13 protein-coding genes and 2 pseudogenes are annotated in these 13,987 nt (G+C 67.5%); 8 read left to right on the top strand and 7 right to left on the bottom strand.

The annotated features are described in order from the left end of the window. Positions 1–54: 54 nt before the first annotated feature. The 5 genes and pseudogenes from RT513_RS18210 to RT513_RS18190 form a co-directional block, all read right to left on the bottom strand. Positions 55–870: a metal ABC transporter permease gene (locus RT513_RS18210; protein WP_290687017.1), complete on the bottom strand. Its 816-nt coding sequence runs from the start codon at positions 868–870 to the stop codon at positions 55–57. Continuing rightward, complete coding sequence (locus RT513_RS18205) at positions 867–1,712, bottom strand: metal ABC transporter permease (protein WP_290686988.1); 846 nt, start codon at positions 1,710–1,712, stop codon at positions 867–869. Before RT513_RS18205 ends, RT513_RS18210 begins: the two co-directional genes overlap by 4 nt. 419 nt (positions 1,713–2,131) lie before the next feature. After that, positions 2,132–2,845 (bottom strand): annotated as a pseudogene (locus tag RT513_RS18200) (ATP-binding cassette domain-containing protein); the annotation flags it as partial. Next, positions 2,842–3,744 (bottom strand): metal ABC transporter substrate-binding protein, encoded by a 903-nt coding sequence (locus RT513_RS18195; RefSeq protein ID WP_290686986.1) that lies wholly within the window; start codon positions 3,742–3,744, stop codon positions 2,842–2,844. The gene RT513_RS18195 and the pseudogene RT513_RS18200, both read right to left, overlap by 4 nt. Before the next feature lie 85 nt (positions 3,745–3,829). Then, on the bottom strand, positions 3,830–4,435 hold the full coding sequence (locus RT513_RS18190) for a LysE/ArgO family amino acid transporter (RefSeq protein ID WP_088215593.1): 606 nt from the start codon (positions 4,433–4,435) through the stop codon (positions 3,830–3,832). A gap of 88 nt (positions 4,436–4,523) precedes the next feature. Between RT513_RS18190 and RT513_RS18185 the strand changes: the two genes are divergently transcribed. Both RT513_RS18185 and RT513_RS18180 read left to right on the top strand, forming a co-directional pair. Beyond that, the gene (locus RT513_RS18185) at positions 4,524–5,414 is read left to right on the top strand and encodes a LysR family transcriptional regulator ArgP (protein WP_290686982.1); all 891 of its coding nucleotides are present in this window, start codon (positions 4,524–4,526) and stop codon (positions 5,412–5,414) included. 231 nt (positions 5,415–5,645) lie between these two features. Further along, positions 5,646–7,040 (top strand): nucleobase:cation symporter-2 family protein, encoded by a 1,395-nt coding sequence (locus RT513_RS18180; RefSeq protein WP_290686980.1) that lies wholly within the window; start codon positions 5,646–5,648, stop codon positions 7,038–7,040. 21 nt (positions 7,041–7,061) lie between these two features. Here the strand turns inward: RT513_RS18180 and RT513_RS18175 are convergent, their stop codons facing one another. Continuing rightward, on the bottom strand, positions 7,062–8,288 hold the full coding sequence (locus RT513_RS18175) for an ROK family protein (protein ID WP_409518429.1): 1,227 nt from the start codon (positions 8,286–8,288) through the stop codon (positions 7,062–7,064). A gap of 249 nt (positions 8,289–8,537) precedes the next feature. Between RT513_RS18175 and RT513_RS18170 the strand changes: the two genes are divergently transcribed. The 4 genes from RT513_RS18170 to RT513_RS18155 are packed head-to-tail and all read left to right on the top strand — an operon-like array spanning position 8,538 to position 12,047. Further along, positions 8,538–9,518, top strand: coding sequence for a sugar ABC transporter substrate-binding protein (locus RT513_RS18170; RefSeq protein WP_256947316.1), 981 nt, complete (start codon positions 8,538–8,540; stop codon positions 9,516–9,518). A 59-nt stretch (positions 9,519–9,577) separates the two neighbouring features. Beyond that, complete coding sequence (locus RT513_RS18165; protein WP_088215597.1) at positions 9,578–10,648, top strand: ABC transporter permease; 1,071 nt, start codon at positions 9,578–9,580, stop codon at positions 10,646–10,648. Then, positions 10,645–11,424: an ATP-binding cassette domain-containing protein gene (locus RT513_RS18160; protein ID WP_088215598.1), complete on the top strand. Its 780-nt coding sequence runs from the start codon at positions 10,645–10,647 to the stop codon at positions 11,422–11,424. Before RT513_RS18165 ends, RT513_RS18160 begins: the two co-directional genes overlap by 4 nt. Then, a complete protein-coding gene (locus RT513_RS18155) occupies positions 11,421–12,047 on the top strand; it encodes a nucleoside/nucleotide kinase family protein (RefSeq protein ID WP_290686976.1) in 627 nt (208 codons plus the stop codon). The genes RT513_RS18160 and RT513_RS18155 overlap by 4 nt, the downstream gene beginning before the upstream one ends. Here the strand turns inward: RT513_RS18155 and RT513_RS18150 are convergent. Next, positions 12,026–12,949 carry a LysR family transcriptional regulator gene (locus tag RT513_RS18150; RefSeq protein WP_290686975.1) on the bottom strand — a complete coding sequence of 308 codons (924 nt, stop codon included), beginning with the start codon at positions 12,947–12,949 and terminating at the stop codon, positions 12,026–12,028. The two genes, RT513_RS18155 and RT513_RS18150, sit on opposite strands and share 22 nt — an antisense overlap. A 93-nt stretch (positions 12,950–13,042) precedes the next feature. Here RT513_RS18150 and RT513_RS18145 point away from each other — a divergent pair, with 93 nt between their 5' ends. Then, positions 13,043–13,552, top strand: a complete 510-nt coding sequence (locus RT513_RS18145; RefSeq protein ID WP_290686972.1) for a hypothetical protein — start codon at positions 13,043–13,045, stop codon at positions 13,550–13,552. A gap of 86 nt (positions 13,553–13,638) precedes the next feature. Further along, a pseudogene (locus tag RT513_RS18140) lies at positions 13,639–13,987 on the top strand (hypothetical protein); the annotation flags it as partial.

Genomic DNA, 13,987 nt, shown 5'->3' with positions numbered 1-13,987 from the left:
CGATTGGACGTGAGGTCTGCCCGGCAACCGGGCGGGTCGCCTGTTTCCCGGGCATCAGGGGATGCGGAACCGCCAAACCCCGAGCGCGAGAAGGAACATCCCTGTCAGCAGAAGCACCACCGTGGGCGCCGGCGCGCTGTCGAGGAAGAAGCTGAGATAGACCCCGCCCAGCATCGCCACGGCACAGGAAAGCGCGGCCACGGCCATCATCGCCGGGAACCGCCGCGACGCCAGAAACCCGATGGCCCCCGGCGCGATGAGCAGCCCCACGGCAAGGATCAGTCCCGTCGCCGACAGCAGCGCCACGATCATCAGCGACAGCAGCACCAGCAGCCCGTAATGCAGCACCCCCGTGCGCAGCCCCATCGCCCGCGCCTGCACGGGGTCGAAGGCGTGGAGCAGCAGGTCGCGCCACTTCAGCAGGAGCGTGCCCGCGACCAGCAGGGAAATCGCACCCGCTGTCCACAGATCCTGCGGCCCGACGCCCAGCATGTTGCCGAACAGGATATGATCCAGATGTGCGTCGGACGGGATGGAGGTGTAAAGGACGATGCCCAGCCCGAACATCCCGGAGAACACGATGCCCATCACCGTGTCGCGCTTCACCCGGCTGTTGTCGGAGAGGTAGCCGGTGGCAAGCGCCGCCGTCATTCCCGCCCCGAAGGCGCCGAGGATCAGCGGGATCTGAAGAACATAGGCGATGACGATGCCGGGAAGCACGGCATGGCTCACCGCATCGCCCATCAGCGCCCAGCCCTTCAGCACCAGAAAGCACGACAGGAGCGCCGCCGGAACCGCGACGATCGCCGCGATGAGGAAGGCGTTCTGCATGAAGGGGAAGTGGAAGGGCAGGAGCAGGGTTTCCATCAGGCGGTCTCCCTCGTCCGGCGGCGGGCGGCGAGACGTCCGTGCCGGGGGGCAAGAAAGAAGGCCAGCAGGAACACCGTCGTCTGAAGGCAGACGATGATCCCGCCCGTCGCCCCGTTCAGGAAGTAGCTGAGATAGGCGCCGAGAAAGCTCGTCCCCGCGCCGATGGCCACGGAGAGCACGATCAGCCGGGGGAAGCGGTTCGTCAGCAGGTAGGCCGTGGCGCCCGGCGTCACCACCATGGCGATCACCAGAAACGCGCCCACCGTCTGCATCGCCGCCACCACCGAGGCGGAGAGCAGCATGAAGAACACCCCCTTCAGCAGCCCGGGGCGGAGGCCGATGGTGCGGGCATGGACCTCATCGAAGAACACGACCATCAGGTCTTTCCACTTCGCCAGCAGGATCGCCAGCGACACGAGGCCGATCAGCGCGAGCTGCAGCGTATCCTCCGGCGTGATGGCAAGGATGTTGCCCATGGTGATCGTCTGGATGGAGACGGACATCGGGTTCAGCGAGACCATGAACAGGCCAAGCCCGAAGAAGGCGGTGAAGATCAGGCCGATCACCACATCGACCCGTAGCCCGGACCGGTCCGAAAGCAGCAGCATCGCGCCCGCCGCCAGCCCGCCCGAAAGGAAAGCCCCGAGCGCGAAGGGAAGGCCCAGCATGTAGGCCCCCACCACGCCCGGAACGACCGAATGGGAAAGGGCGTCGCCGATCAGCGACCAGCCCTTCAGCATCAGGTAGCAGGAGAGGAAGGCACAGACGCCCCCCACCAGCGCCGAAACCCACATCGCGTTGGTCATGTAGCTGTAAAGGAAGGGTTCCCACAGGATGCTCATGGCGCGGACCCGCTCCCCGCCAGCGGGGATCCGGTGGGCCGCTTGCCCGCCGCCCGCTCCTGCGTTGCCTGCGTTCCGGGGGGGTGGACGGGCGGGTTGGCAGGGGTGTGCTGGGGGGCGAACTGCCGACCGGCGGTCGGCAGTCCCGAACCGCTGCGCGCGGCCTGCCCTTTATTGTCCGGGCAGCTCGCCAGGGTTCCAGCGTCAGGCCCCCCCGCGCTTTCTGTTTCAGGCATGGCAATCGCATCCGTTTCCGCGCGACCGGCACCCGCTTCGCCCGCAGCATGGGCCGGATGCTCCGGTGAAGCGCCCGCGCGCCCCGGCAGCGCCCGCCGCGTCGCCCCTCCGGGGCCATCTTGCCGGTCAGCCAACGGTCTACCGGCAGAACCGCCCTCTCGATCTCGACGCGCTCGCGGCTCGCCAAAGGCGAGCGCGAGGGTCTCCGGCGTGAAGGTCTCTGCCGTAGGGCCGGAGGCGAGGACCGTTCCGCGCACCACCACGACGCGGTCGCAGAACTCCGGCACGCGGGCAAGGTCGTGGGTTGAGACAAGCATCACCCGCCCTTCGTCCCGCAACTCGCCCAGCAGGTCGATGATCCGGTCCTCCGTCCCGGCATCGACGCCGGTAAAGGGTTCGTCGAGCAGGATGAGCCGCCCGTCCTGCGCCAGTGCGCGGGCAAGGAACACGCGCTTGCGCTGGCCGCCCGACAGCTCACCGATCTGGCGATGGCGGTAGTCGCTCATGCCGACACGGGCGAGGGCGGTGTCCACCGCCTCCCGATCGGCGGCGCGGGGCCGGCGCAGGAAGCCCATGCGGCCATAGCGGCCCATCATCACCACATCCTCAACGAGAACCGGGAAGGTCCAGTCCACCTCCTCCGCTTGCGGAACATAGGCGACGAGGCTCCGGGCAAGCGCCTCCGCCACCGGCAGCCCCAGCAGCCGGACCTCTCCCGAAACCGGGACGAGGCCCATCAGCGCCTTGAACAGCGTGGATTTCCCCGCACCATTGGGCCCGATCAGGGCGGTGATGGACCCCTCCGGCACGCTGAACCCGGCATGGCGGAGGGCGGTGTGACCGTTGCGATAGGTGACGGTCACGTCCCGCGCGCGCACACCCGCATCGTCGGTCACTGGCTGCCCTCCGCCAGACCCTCGGCTATGGTGCGGGTGGTGGTTTCCAGCAGGTCGATGAAGGTGGGCACCGGCCCCTCCGGCTCCGACAGGCTGTCCACATAGAGCATGCCGCCATACTGCGCCCCCGTCTCCCGCGCGACCTGCCGGGCAGGGGACTGGCTCACCGTGCTTTCGCAGAACACCGCGGGAATGTCGTTCGCGCGCACCCCGTCGATGACCGCGCGGACCTGCTGCGGCGTGCCCATCTGGTCGGCGTTGATGGGCCAGAGATACAGCTCCCGAAGCCCGAGGTCGCGGGCAAGGTAGCTGAACGCGCCCTCGCAGCTCACGAGCCAGCGGCGGTTCTCCGGCAGGGCGGCGATTTCCGCTTTCAGCGGCTCGATGGCGGCGCGGAGACGGTCCTTATATGCGGCGGCATTCTGGGCATAAACCTCCGCATGGGCAGGGTCATGCTCCGCGAGCGCGGCGGCGATGTTGTCAACATAGGTCAGCGCCTCCGTCAGCCCCATCCAGGCGTGGGGGTTGGGCTTGCCCTCATAGGAACCGGCGGTGATCGCGATGGGCGCGATCCCGTCGCTCACCGTGACGGAAGGTACGTCCCCCAGCGTGCGCAGGAATTTCTCGAACCAGACCTCAAGGTTCATGCCATTCCACAGGATCAGGTCGGCCCCGTGCGCCCGGACAAGGTCGCGGGGTGTGGGTTCATAGCCGTGGATCTCTGCCCCCGGACGGGTGAGGGAGACGACTTCCGCCGCGTCGCCAGCCACCTGTTGCGCCATGTCGGCGATCACGGTGAAGGTGGTGACCACCTTCATCCGCTCCTCCGCGCCCGCGGAGCCGGTCAGCAGCGCCAGCGCCGCCGTTGCGCCGAGTATGCGTCTCCCGATCCGGTTCATTCCCGCTCCTGTCCTGCCTGACTTTTTGCTCATATCATGAAAATGATAATCATTCGCAAAAAGTCAAGAAAGATCGTCGAGACAGTCATGTCCCCCGCAGCAACCCCATGGCGATGAGGGTCATCACCAGAGCGATCAGCCCATCCACCAGCCGCCATGTGCCGGGGCGGGCGAAGACCGGCCGGAGCAGCCGCGCGCCATATCCGAGTGCGAAGAAGAACATCACCGATCCAAGGATTGCCCCGGCTGCAAAGGCAGGCCGCTCGCCCGCGAACTGGGTGGAGACGGAGCCCAGCAGGACGACGGTATCCAGATAGACATGCGGATTGAGCCAGGTGATCGCCAGACAGGCCAGCACCACCTGCCGGAGCGCCGCCGGGGGAGCGCCGGTGACGGTCAGTGCCGCCTCCGACCGAAGCGCGGAGCGGAGGCTGCGGACGGCATACCACAGCAGGAAGGCCGCGCCGCCATAGCGCATCACCGGTTCCAGCCACGGAAACAGTGCGGTGATCCGCCCGAAGCCCGCGACACCCAGCGTCACCAGCACCGCATCCGACAGGGCGCAGGTCAGACAGACGGCGAACACATGCTCATTCCGCAGCCCCTGCCGCAGAACAAAGGCATTCTGCGCCCCGATCGCCACGATAAGTCCGAGTGACATGGTCAAACCGGAGAAGAAGGCGACGGTCATCGGATGCTCCCTGAATGTGCGTCCTTGCAGTAGGCGGTGCGGGGGCGTTAATCAAATTAATGCAGCTCACGCCGGTTCAGGAAAATTCATGATCGACTATCCTTCGGCCCGCGCCGTGGCGCTGGTGGTGGAGACGGGGAGCTTTGAGCGCGCCGCGCGGGTTCTGAACATCACGCCCTCTGCCGTGTCGCAACGTGTCCGGCAGTTGGAGGAGCGGCTGGGCGCGGTGCTGATCGAACGCGGCACGCCCTGCCGCGCGACGGAAAAGGGCGCGTGGCTTTGCCGGCACGTGGAACAGGTCGGGTTGCTGGAGCAGGACCTGCTCCGCCATCTCCCGGGACTGACAAAGGCGGAGGGGCAGCGGGTGACATTGAACATCGCTACCAATGCCGACAGCCTGGGCACCTGGTTTCTGCCTGCCGTCGCGCCCTTCACCGCGGAAACGGGCTATCTGCTCAACATCGGGATCGACGATCAGGATCACACGGCGGACTGGCTGCGCAGCGGGCGGGTGCTCGCCGCGGTGACGGGTCTGGAAACACCGGTGCAGGGCTGCCGCATCCAGCAGCTGGGAAGCCTGCGCTACCACGCCACGGCCAGCCCGGTGTTCATCGCGCGCCACTTCCCCCATGGCGTGACGGCTGCGGCGATGGCCGACGCGCCTGCACTGACCTATGACCAGAAGGACCGGCTTCAGCACCGCTGGCTGGAGACGCAGCTGGGGCAGGGGGCCGTGTCGCCGACGCACTGGCTGCCCTCCACGCAGGGCTTCGTCGATGCGACGCTGGCGGGGATGGGCTGGGCGCTGAATCCGGCGGGGCTCGTGGCGGAAGCGCTGGATGGGGGGCGGCTGGCGGAGCTGATCCCCGGCGCGGTGCTGGACGTGCCGCTCTACTGGCAGGTCAACCGGCTGGCGGCGGAAAGGCTTGCCCCGCTGACCCGGAGCATCGTCGCGGCGGCCCGTCATGCTTTGGTGTGACGCGACGTCATTCCGCACTTGCGGAGCGGCGGCGAAGCGGGCATCGTTCAAGCCGCACGACGACGCATGGCAATCCATGCGCATCTGCCGCGCGTCCCGAAATTTTGCCCCGAAATTTCGCGTCGCCAAGAAGCACCTTCGCGAAATGAATACATATCCCCCGACCCTGCAACCGTCATAATCGCAGGACGCCCGGCGTCCGACCGGGAGCAGGGGGGAGTTCCAGAAACGATGACCAAGATCGATCCCATCGACGCATGTCCGCCGAGCGGGCAGCTCATGCCGCTCGCCTTGCAGCATGTGCTCGTGATGTATGCAGGCGCGGTCGCCGTGCCGCTGATCGTCGGTCGCGCGCTGAACCTGTCGCCGCAGGAGGTCGCCTTCCTCATCAGCGCCGACCTGTTCGCCTGCGGCATCGCCACGATCATCCAGTCCTGGGGGATCCCCGGTTTCGGCATCAGGATGCCGGTGATGATGGGCGTGACCTTCGCCTCCGTCGGGCCGATCCTGTCCATCGCGGGCACGACCGATGTCGGGCTGACCGGGATCTTCGGTTCGGTCATCGCGGCGGGGTTGTTCGGCATCGCCATCGCACCCTTCATCTCGCGGTTGCTGCCGCTGTTTCCGCCGGTGGTGACGGGGACGATCATCCTCGTCATCGGCATCTCGCTCATGCGGGTCGGGATCAACTGGGCGGGCGGCGGGGTGCCGACGCTGACCAGGGTCGTCGATGGGGTGCCGGGGCAGTTTCCCAACCCCGCCTATGCGCAGCCGCAGGGGCTGATGATCGCGGGGTTCGTCCTGCTGGTCATCCTGGCGCTGCTGCGCTGGACGACGGGCTTCCTGCGCAACATCGCGGTTCTGCTGGGCATCGTGGCCGGCTGCGTGATGGCCTCGGCGCTTGGCCTGATGCATTTCGACAAGGTGGCGCAGGCGCATTGGGTGGATATCGTGCTGCCCTTTCACTTTGGGATGCCGACCTTTCACCTCATCCCCATCCTGACGATGTGCATCGTCATGATCGTGACGCTGATCGAATCGCTCGGCATGTTCCTCGCGCTTGGCGAGATGACGGAGCGGAAGGTGAGCAAGAGTGCGCTGACACGGGGGCTGCGGGCAGATGGTCTCGGCACGCTGATCGGCGGTGTGTTCAACACCTTTCCCTACACGTCATTCTCGCAGAACGTGGGGCTTGTCGGGGTGACCGGCATCCGCTCCCGCTGGGTGACGGTGGCGGGCGGCGCGATCATGATCTGTCTCGGGCTGCTGCCCAAGATGGCGGCACTGGTGGAATCGGTGCCGCAGGTGGTGCTGGGCGGCGCGGGGATCGTGATGTTCGGCATGGTGGCGGTAACCGGGGTGCGCATCCTGTCCACCGTGGATTTCCGCACCCGCCCGAACGACCTTTTCATCGTTGCCGTGTCCGTGGGCTTCGGGATGATCCCCATCGTCGCACCGGGATTTTTCCAGTCGCTTCCGCATGATCTGCATCCGCTGCTGGAATCAGGCATCCTGCTTGCGGCGATCATCTCCGTCGTGCTGAACCTGTTCTTCAACGGGATGCGGTCCGAAACCTCGGTCGAGCGGGAGACGGCGGGCGCCGCGGCCAGCGCGGAGCACTGCTGACGCCCGGAGCACTGCTGATACCTAGGCCGCGTCGCCCAGCGTGGCCTCAGGATCGACAAGATACCGCTGTGCCAGGGGCGCGGCGGCGGCACCCAGGGCCCGCGCGTCCGGGCCGACCGTGCCCTCCTGTATCTGCGGTGGCGTGATCCCGGAAAGGTCCATGCCGCGGAGCGCCGTCTCCGTATGCGCCACCACCTCCGCGCGTATCCGCGCGGGCATCCAGCCATCCACCAGCACAGCCTCCAGCTCCAGCAGGGCGCAGGCGGAGAGCGTGGCAGAGGCCAGCCCCGCGGCCGCACCGCCGATCCAGCGCGAAAGAACCGCCGGATCCACGTCCCAGTGGTCGGGGCTGGTCCAGAGCTGATCCGACGACTGGCCCGCCGTTTCCATCGCGCGGGCGAGGCTGGAGGTGGAGGCGACTTCCAGCAGCCGCACCATCCGCCCGTCAGGTCCGGGAACTGGCATGGTCGCCACCCCCGCCGCATTGCCCCCCCGCCCGGTGAACAGACGCCCGTTAAGGACCAGCCCGCCGCCGATGAAGTAACCGAAGTAGAAGTAGAGAAAGTCGCGCGGCTTCTCTCCCGTCCCGAACACGAGTTCCGCCCCGCAGGCGGCGGTCGCATCGTTCTGGAGATGCACCGGCAGGCCGGTGAGAGCGGCCAGCGCCGCCTGCATGTCGGTGTTTCGCCACGGCTCCATCATCTCCGGCGGCGCGTCGATGTGGCGGCTCCATTCCCAGAGCTGAAAGGGCATGGCCAGCCCCAGCCCGCCGACCCGGCTGCGCAGCGGCGCGGGAAGCTCCGCCAACAACCCCTCCTGCTCCCGCTCCACAAAGGCCAGGACCGCGTCGGGGGTGGGGTAGGGATAGACCTGCCGCCGCTTGCCTCGGATGCGACCGAGAAAATCGGTGAGCAGCAGGTCCGCCGAACGCCGCCCGATCTTCAGCCCGAGGAAGAACGCCCCGTCCGCCGCCAGCGACATCGGCACGGAGGGTTGCCCGATCCGCCCGCGCTGCGGTGTGCCGCGCTGGATCAGCCCCTCCTCCTCCAGCGCGCGCATGATGACGGAGACGGTCTGAGCCGACAGACCGGTCGCCCGGGCGATATCGGATTTCGCCACGCCGCTGTTCCGGCGCAGCAGCGACAGCACCAGCCGTTCGTTGTGTGCACGCATTGCGGATTGGTTCGAGCCGCGCAGCCCGACCCCTTCGGGGGGTGCCCTTTCAGGCAAGATCTCCGCCTTTGCCACCCTGTCCTCCCGCTTGGCCGGATGGGGCGCCCTGCTCCGGTGGTAGCAATCTGCCATCGAAGGCGGCGGGAGGCAATATTAAATCAGAGTGATTTATTTATCTTGACGCAAGGGGGCGATTCGGATTTCTCTCCCTGAACCGGAGGGGGCCCGCGGCGAGACGCGGGAATACGGGAGGAAACCATGAACGGCAGGATTGCACGACGCAGGACAACGGGACGACGCGCTCTTTGGGCGGCATCGGCCATCATGATCGCCGCCACGCCGGCGCTGGCGGCAGATCCGCCCACCGCCTGTCTTGTCACCAAGACGGACACCAATCCGTTCTTCGTGAAGATGAAGGAGGGGGCCGTCGCCAAGGCAAAGGAACTGGGCGTCAACCTCAAGACCTATGCCGGCAAGATCGACGGGGACCACGAAGGTCAGGTCGCCGCGGTGGAGGCCTGTATCGCGGGCGGCGCCAAGGGGATCATGATCACCGCCTCGGACACCAAGGCCATCGTCGATGTGCTCGACCAGGCCCGGCAGGCCGGGATCCTCGTGATCGCGCTCGATACCCCGCTGGACCCGCCTGACGCGGCGGATGCCACATTCGCCACCGACAACTTCAAGGCAGGCGAGCTTATCGGCCAATGGGCAAAGGCCACGATGGGCGACAAGGCTGCGAGCGCGAAGATCGCGATGCTCGACCTCGGTATCTCCCAGCCGTCGGTGGATGTGCTGCGCGATCAGGGGTTCCTGTCGGGCTTCGGTATCGACCTTGCCGATCCGCACCGCTGGGGAGATGAGACCGACCCGCGTATCGTCGGAAACGAGGTGACGAGCGGCAACGAGGAGGGTGGCCTGAACGCGATGGAGGCCCTGCTGACCAAGGATCCGCAGATCAACATGGTCTATACGATCAACGAACCCGCCGCCGCCGGCGCCTATGAGGCGCTGAAGGCTGCGGGCCGGGACAAGGACGTGCTCATCGTCTCCGTTGATGGCGGCTGTCCGGGGGTTTCCAACGTCAAGGCCGGGGTGATCGGGGCGACATCGCAGCAATATCCGCTGATGATGGCTGCGCTCGGCGTGGAGGCGATCGCAAAATTCGCCGCCGATGGCACGAAACCCGCGCCTACGCCCGGCAAGGACTTCTTCGACACCGGCGTGGCTCTGGTCACCGACCACCCGGTCTCCGGGCTGGACTCCATCGACAGCACCAAGGCCACCAGCCTCTGCTGGGGCTAGGCGCAGGACGGACTGGGCGGCCCCGGCCGCCCTCCCCCCACGTGTGAGGGAGAAACCCAATGGCGGATGCCAAGATCGTCGGCGGCTTCGAGGAGGGCCTGAAGGGTGCCTCCGGCGGGGTCGCGGAATTTCAGGACAACAGGACCACGCTGAAGAAGCTTCAGCAATGGCTGCACCATACGCCATCGGCGGTGCCGCTGATCGTGCTTGTGGCCTCCATCATCGCCTTCGGGCTGCTCTCACCGAATTTCCTCACGGCAACAACGCTGTCCACCATCCTGCAGCAGATTTCCATCGTGGGAATTCTGGGCATCGCGCAGGCGCTGATCGTGCTGACGGCGGGGATCGATCTTTCGGTCGGTGCCATCGCGGTGTTCTCCTCCGTGCTGATGGGGCAGTTCACCTTCCGCTACGGCATACCGGCACCCGCGGCCATCGCGCTGGGGCTGATGCTCGGCACGGCGATGGGTCTGCTGAACGGCTGGCTGGTGGCGCGGCTGCGCCTGCCGCCCTTCATCGCGACACTGGGAACATGGCAGATCCTGCTGGCCTCCAACTTCATCTTCTCCAAGAACGAGACGATCCGGTCCTCCGATATCGCCGAACAGGCGCCCATGCTCCAGTTCTGGGGCAATTCGATCCAGCCGGGGGGCGTCAAGGTGCTCTACGCGGTATTCCTCATGGTGGCGCTGGTTGCGGTGATGGCCTGGGTGCTCCGCCACACGGCCTGGGGGCGGCACGTCTATGCGACGGGTGACGACCCCGTGGCGGCGGAACTGGCGGGCGTGCCGACGAAGCGGCGGCTGATGCAGGTCTATGCGCTGGCCGGTTTCTTCTGCGCGGTGGCGGGCTGGGTGATGATCGGACGCTTCGGCTCCGTTTCTCCCACGGCGTCCACCGGGCAGCTTGGCAATATCCAGTCGATCACCGCCGTCGTCATCGGGGGGATCTCGCTCTTTGGCGGGCGGGGATCCATCGTCGGCATGTTCTTCGGCGCGATGATCGTCGGCGTCTTCGAGATGGGCCTGCGCCTTGTCGGCACCGACCCGCAATGGACCTTCTTCCTGATCGGCGTGCTCATCATCTGCGCCGTGGCGGTGGACCAGTGGATCAGAAAGGTTTCCGTATGACCGAACCTCTGCTCAAGGCGCGTGGGCTGGTGAAACGCTACGGCCGTGTCACGGCGCTCGACAATTGCGACTTCGACCTGATGCCGGGGGAGATCCTTGCGGTGATCGGGGACAACGGGGCGGGGAAATCCTCGCTCATCAAGGCGCTCTCCGGCGCGATCCGCCCCGATGACGGGGAGATCACGCTGGAGGGCCGCGCCGTCTCCTTCCGCTCCCCGATCGAGGCCCGGGGGGCGGGGATCGAGACGGTCTATCAGACCCTCGCCATGAGCCCGGCGCTTTCCATCGCCGACAACATGTTCATGGGGCGGGAGTGGCGGAAACCCGGCCTTGCCGGCAAGGTGTTCCGGCAACTGGACCGCCCCCGGATGGAAGCCTTCGCCCGCGAGAAGCTGAGCGAGCTGGGGCTCATGACCATCCAGAACATCACCCAGCCGGTGGAGACCCTCTCCGGCGGGCAGCGGCAGGGCGTGGCGGTGGCGCGGGCGGCGGCCTTCGGCTCCAAGGTGGTGATCCTCGACGAGCCGACGGCCGCGCTCGGCGTGAAGGAGAGCCGCCGCGTGCTCGACCTCATCAGCGACGTGCGCTCGCGGGGGCTGCCGGTGATCCTCATCAGCCACAACATGCCGCATGTGTTCGAGGTGGCGGACCGCATCCATATCCACCGTCTGGGGCGCAGGCTCTGCGTGATCCGGCCGGGCGATCACTCCATGTCGGATGCCGTGGCCTTCATGACCGGCGCCAAGGTGCCGGAAGGCGCGGCGCAGGCGGCATGAGAGAGGTCGCGGACCTCGCCGCGCTGATCCGCGCGCGCGCGTCTGACGGCGCGCGTTTCCTCACGGGGATCGCCGGGCCGCCGGGTGCGGGCAAATCCACCCTCGCCGCCCGGCTGGTCGCCGAACTGGGGCCGGAGGCGCGGCTGATCCCGATGGACGGATTCCATTACGACAATGCCGTGCTGGCCGCCCGGGGCCTGATGGATCGCAAGGGCGCGCCGGAGACCTTCGACGCTGGCGGTTTCGTGGCACTCCTTACGCGGCTTCGTGCGGGCGAGGAGGCGGCCATCCCCGTGTTCGATCGCGCCGCCGACCTTGCCCGTGCCGGTGCCGATATCGTGGAGACACGACACCGGCTGCTGGTGGTGGAGGGCAATTACCTGCTCCTGCCCGAGGGCGCGTGGGGCGGGGTCGCGCCGCTTCTCCACCTGACGGTTTTGCTCGACGTGCCGGAGCAGGAGTTGGAGCGCAGGCTGATCCGCCGCTGGCTGGAGCACGGCCTTCCCGAACCGGCGGCGCGGGCCAGGGCACTTGGCAACGACATGACCAATGCGCGGCTGGTGCTTGGCCGCTCGACCCCTGCCGAGGTACGGTTTTCCGATCAGGTCGCGGCGGGAGACTGACCGCCGGCCCCCGCCGGGGCGGTCAGGGTCGTGGCGCGCGCGATCCTGACGAAACCGGCGATGTAGTCGGTTGCCTCCTCTCTCACGCGCACGCCTACATGGATGGACTTCGGCAATCCCTCCGCCCCGATCCGGGCCGCGCGGATCGGCAGGCCGCGGCCCTCCTCCCTCAGCAGCCAGTCCGGCACCGCGCTCACCCCCCGGCCCGCGGCGACGAGTTGCAGCATCATGTCCGTCGTCTCCACCGTCCGGTGACGGGCGGGGCTGACATGGGCGGGGGCAAGAAAGCGGGTGAACACGTCCAGCCGCTCGGGCGGCACGGGATAGGTGATGAGCACCTCGCCCGCCAGATCGCCGGGCAGGGCAACGGCCCCGATCGCGTGATCCTCGGGCACCGCCAGCACCAGCTCGTAATCAAAGACCGGCGCATAGGCGATCTCGGGCCGCTCCATGGGGTCGGGGGTGATGATGAGGTCGATCTCATGACCCAAGAGCGCGCCCAGACCGCCGAAGCGGAACGCCGTGCGGATCTCCAGATCCACGTCCGGCCATGCGGCCAGATAGGGGGAGACGACCCGCATGAGCCACTGCTGGCAGGGGTGGCACTCCATTCCCACGCGGAGCGAGCCGCGCTGGCCGGAGGCGTAGTCGGCGAGCACGGCTTCGGCATGGTCGAGCTGCGGCAACACCCGCTGCGCCAGCGCCAGCAGATATTCCCCCGCCTGCGTCAGCCGCAGGGCGCGCCCCTCGCGCAGCCACACCGCGACACCATACCGTTCCTCGAACTTCCGCATGGCATGGGACAGCGCGGACTGGGTGACATTCAGCCGTTCCGCCGCGGCCGTGAGGCTGCCGAGACGATCGACCTCACGCAGGATCATCAGGTGTTGGCGGTCGAGCATACATGATCTCCGTTCATGAATACATGAAGTTATACCATTTCCGCTCATGTTTCCACACGGCTATGGAGGGGTGAGCAGAAAAGGAGACCCGCCATGCCGCTGGATATGAGCCTCACCGCCGGAACGAGGGTGTCCTATCGTGTGATGCCGGTCGCGAGTCTGGGGCGCAGCTTCCGCCTTTGGCGGGCGATCCGGGGGATTCTGGCGGAGGAGCCGGAATTCATCGCCGTCGCCGCAGCCGATACAGCCCAGACGGTGGATACGGTGCGCGCCATCCAGACGATCTGGGGTATCCCCGCCTTTGCCGCCGTGCGGGCCGACGCCGCGCCCGCAGAAATCGCGCCGCTGCGGGAGGCGGGCATCCCGCTGATGGGCCTCCTGCCCGCGGCCTCGCTTACGGCGGAGTCTCCTGCCGCAGAACTGCCCGCGACGCTGCTTCCCGGGCTGGACGCGCTGATCCTGCCCGCGCGGGAGCAGGCCGCGCTTGCCCTGACGCGGGAGGCGCTGGCCGGCCGGGGACTGTCGCTGCCCGTCATCGCGGAGCATGACTTCGCCCTGCGGGGGGAGGGGAGGATCCACCGGTTCCTGCCGCTGGCCGCCTGATCCGCCCCCTGATCTCCCACCGGATCCCCGGCTGATCTCCGTCGGTTCTCCTTGAGCCCGACGCCAAAACCGCCAAGAGTGGCGCGATGAGCGCCAACCGCCGATACCCGCCCGATGAGGAGGAACAGCCTCCCCCCGGCCCCTATGACGGGCCGCCGCGGGAGGATGACCTGTGGTTTCTCCCCCCCGACCTGGAGGAGGAGGATCCCGCTCTCCCCCCATGGCAGCGCAGACCGGCGCGGAGCGCGGTGGAGCCTGCACTGTGGGAGGCGGCGCAAGCCGCGCTTTCCTACGATCTCGCGACCCTGACCTATGACCGGGGGCGGCTGGACGAACGCGCGCGCCACATGGGCGACGGCGCACGGGAGCGGCTCGCGGCGGCGGAGGCGCTGGCGCTCGGCTGGGGCACCGGCGACAGGGTGGGGGCGGACCGGC

This window comes from Haematobacter sp. (assembly GCF_032102465.1).
GTDB lineage: Bacteria > Pseudomonadota > Alphaproteobacteria > Rhodobacterales > Rhodobacteraceae > Haematobacter.
The sequence above is the reverse complement of the archived record's forward strand: the minus strand, read 5'-3'. Positions and strand labels throughout refer to the sequence as shown.

What these genes read in the sequence shown, in the direction of transcription:
- RT513_RS18205 (WP_290686988.1), bottom strand. Translation starts at nt 1,712, where the DNA reads ATGAGCATCCTGTGGGAACCCTTCCTTTACAGCTACATGACCAACGCG.
- RT513_RS18195 (WP_290686986.1), bottom strand. Translation starts at nt 3,744, where the DNA reads ATGAACCGGATCGGGAGACGCATACTCGGCGCAACGGCGGCGCTGGCG.
- RT513_RS18190 (WP_088215593.1), bottom strand. Translation starts at nt 4,435, where the DNA reads ATGACCGTCGCCTTCTTCTCCGGTTTGACCATGTCACTCGGACTTATC.
- RT513_RS18185 (WP_290686982.1), top strand. Translation starts at nt 4,524, where the DNA reads ATGATCGACTATCCTTCGGCCCGCGCCGTGGCGCTGGTGGTGGAGACG.
- RT513_RS18180 (WP_290686980.1), top strand. Translation starts at nt 5,646, where the DNA reads ATGACCAAGATCGATCCCATCGACGCATGTCCGCCGAGCGGGCAGCTC.
- RT513_RS18170 (WP_256947316.1), top strand. Translation starts at nt 8,538, where the DNA reads ATGATCGCCGCCACGCCGGCGCTGGCGGCAGATCCGCCCACCGCCTGT.
- RT513_RS18165 (WP_088215597.1), top strand. Translation starts at nt 9,578, where the DNA reads ATGGCGGATGCCAAGATCGTCGGCGGCTTCGAGGAGGGCCTGAAGGGT.
- RT513_RS18160 (WP_088215598.1), top strand. Translation starts at nt 10,645, where the DNA reads ATGACCGAACCTCTGCTCAAGGCGCGTGGGCTGGTGAAACGCTACGGC.
- RT513_RS18155 (WP_290686976.1), top strand. Translation starts at nt 11,421, where the DNA reads ATGAGAGAGGTCGCGGACCTCGCCGCGCTGATCCGCGCGCGCGCGTCT.
- RT513_RS18150 (WP_290686975.1), bottom strand. Translation starts at nt 12,949, where the DNA reads ATGCTCGACCGCCAACACCTGATGATCCTGCGTGAGGTCGATCGTCTC.
- RT513_RS18145 (WP_290686972.1), top strand. Translation starts at nt 13,043, where the DNA reads ATGCCGCTGGATATGAGCCTCACCGCCGGAACGAGGGTGTCCTATCGT.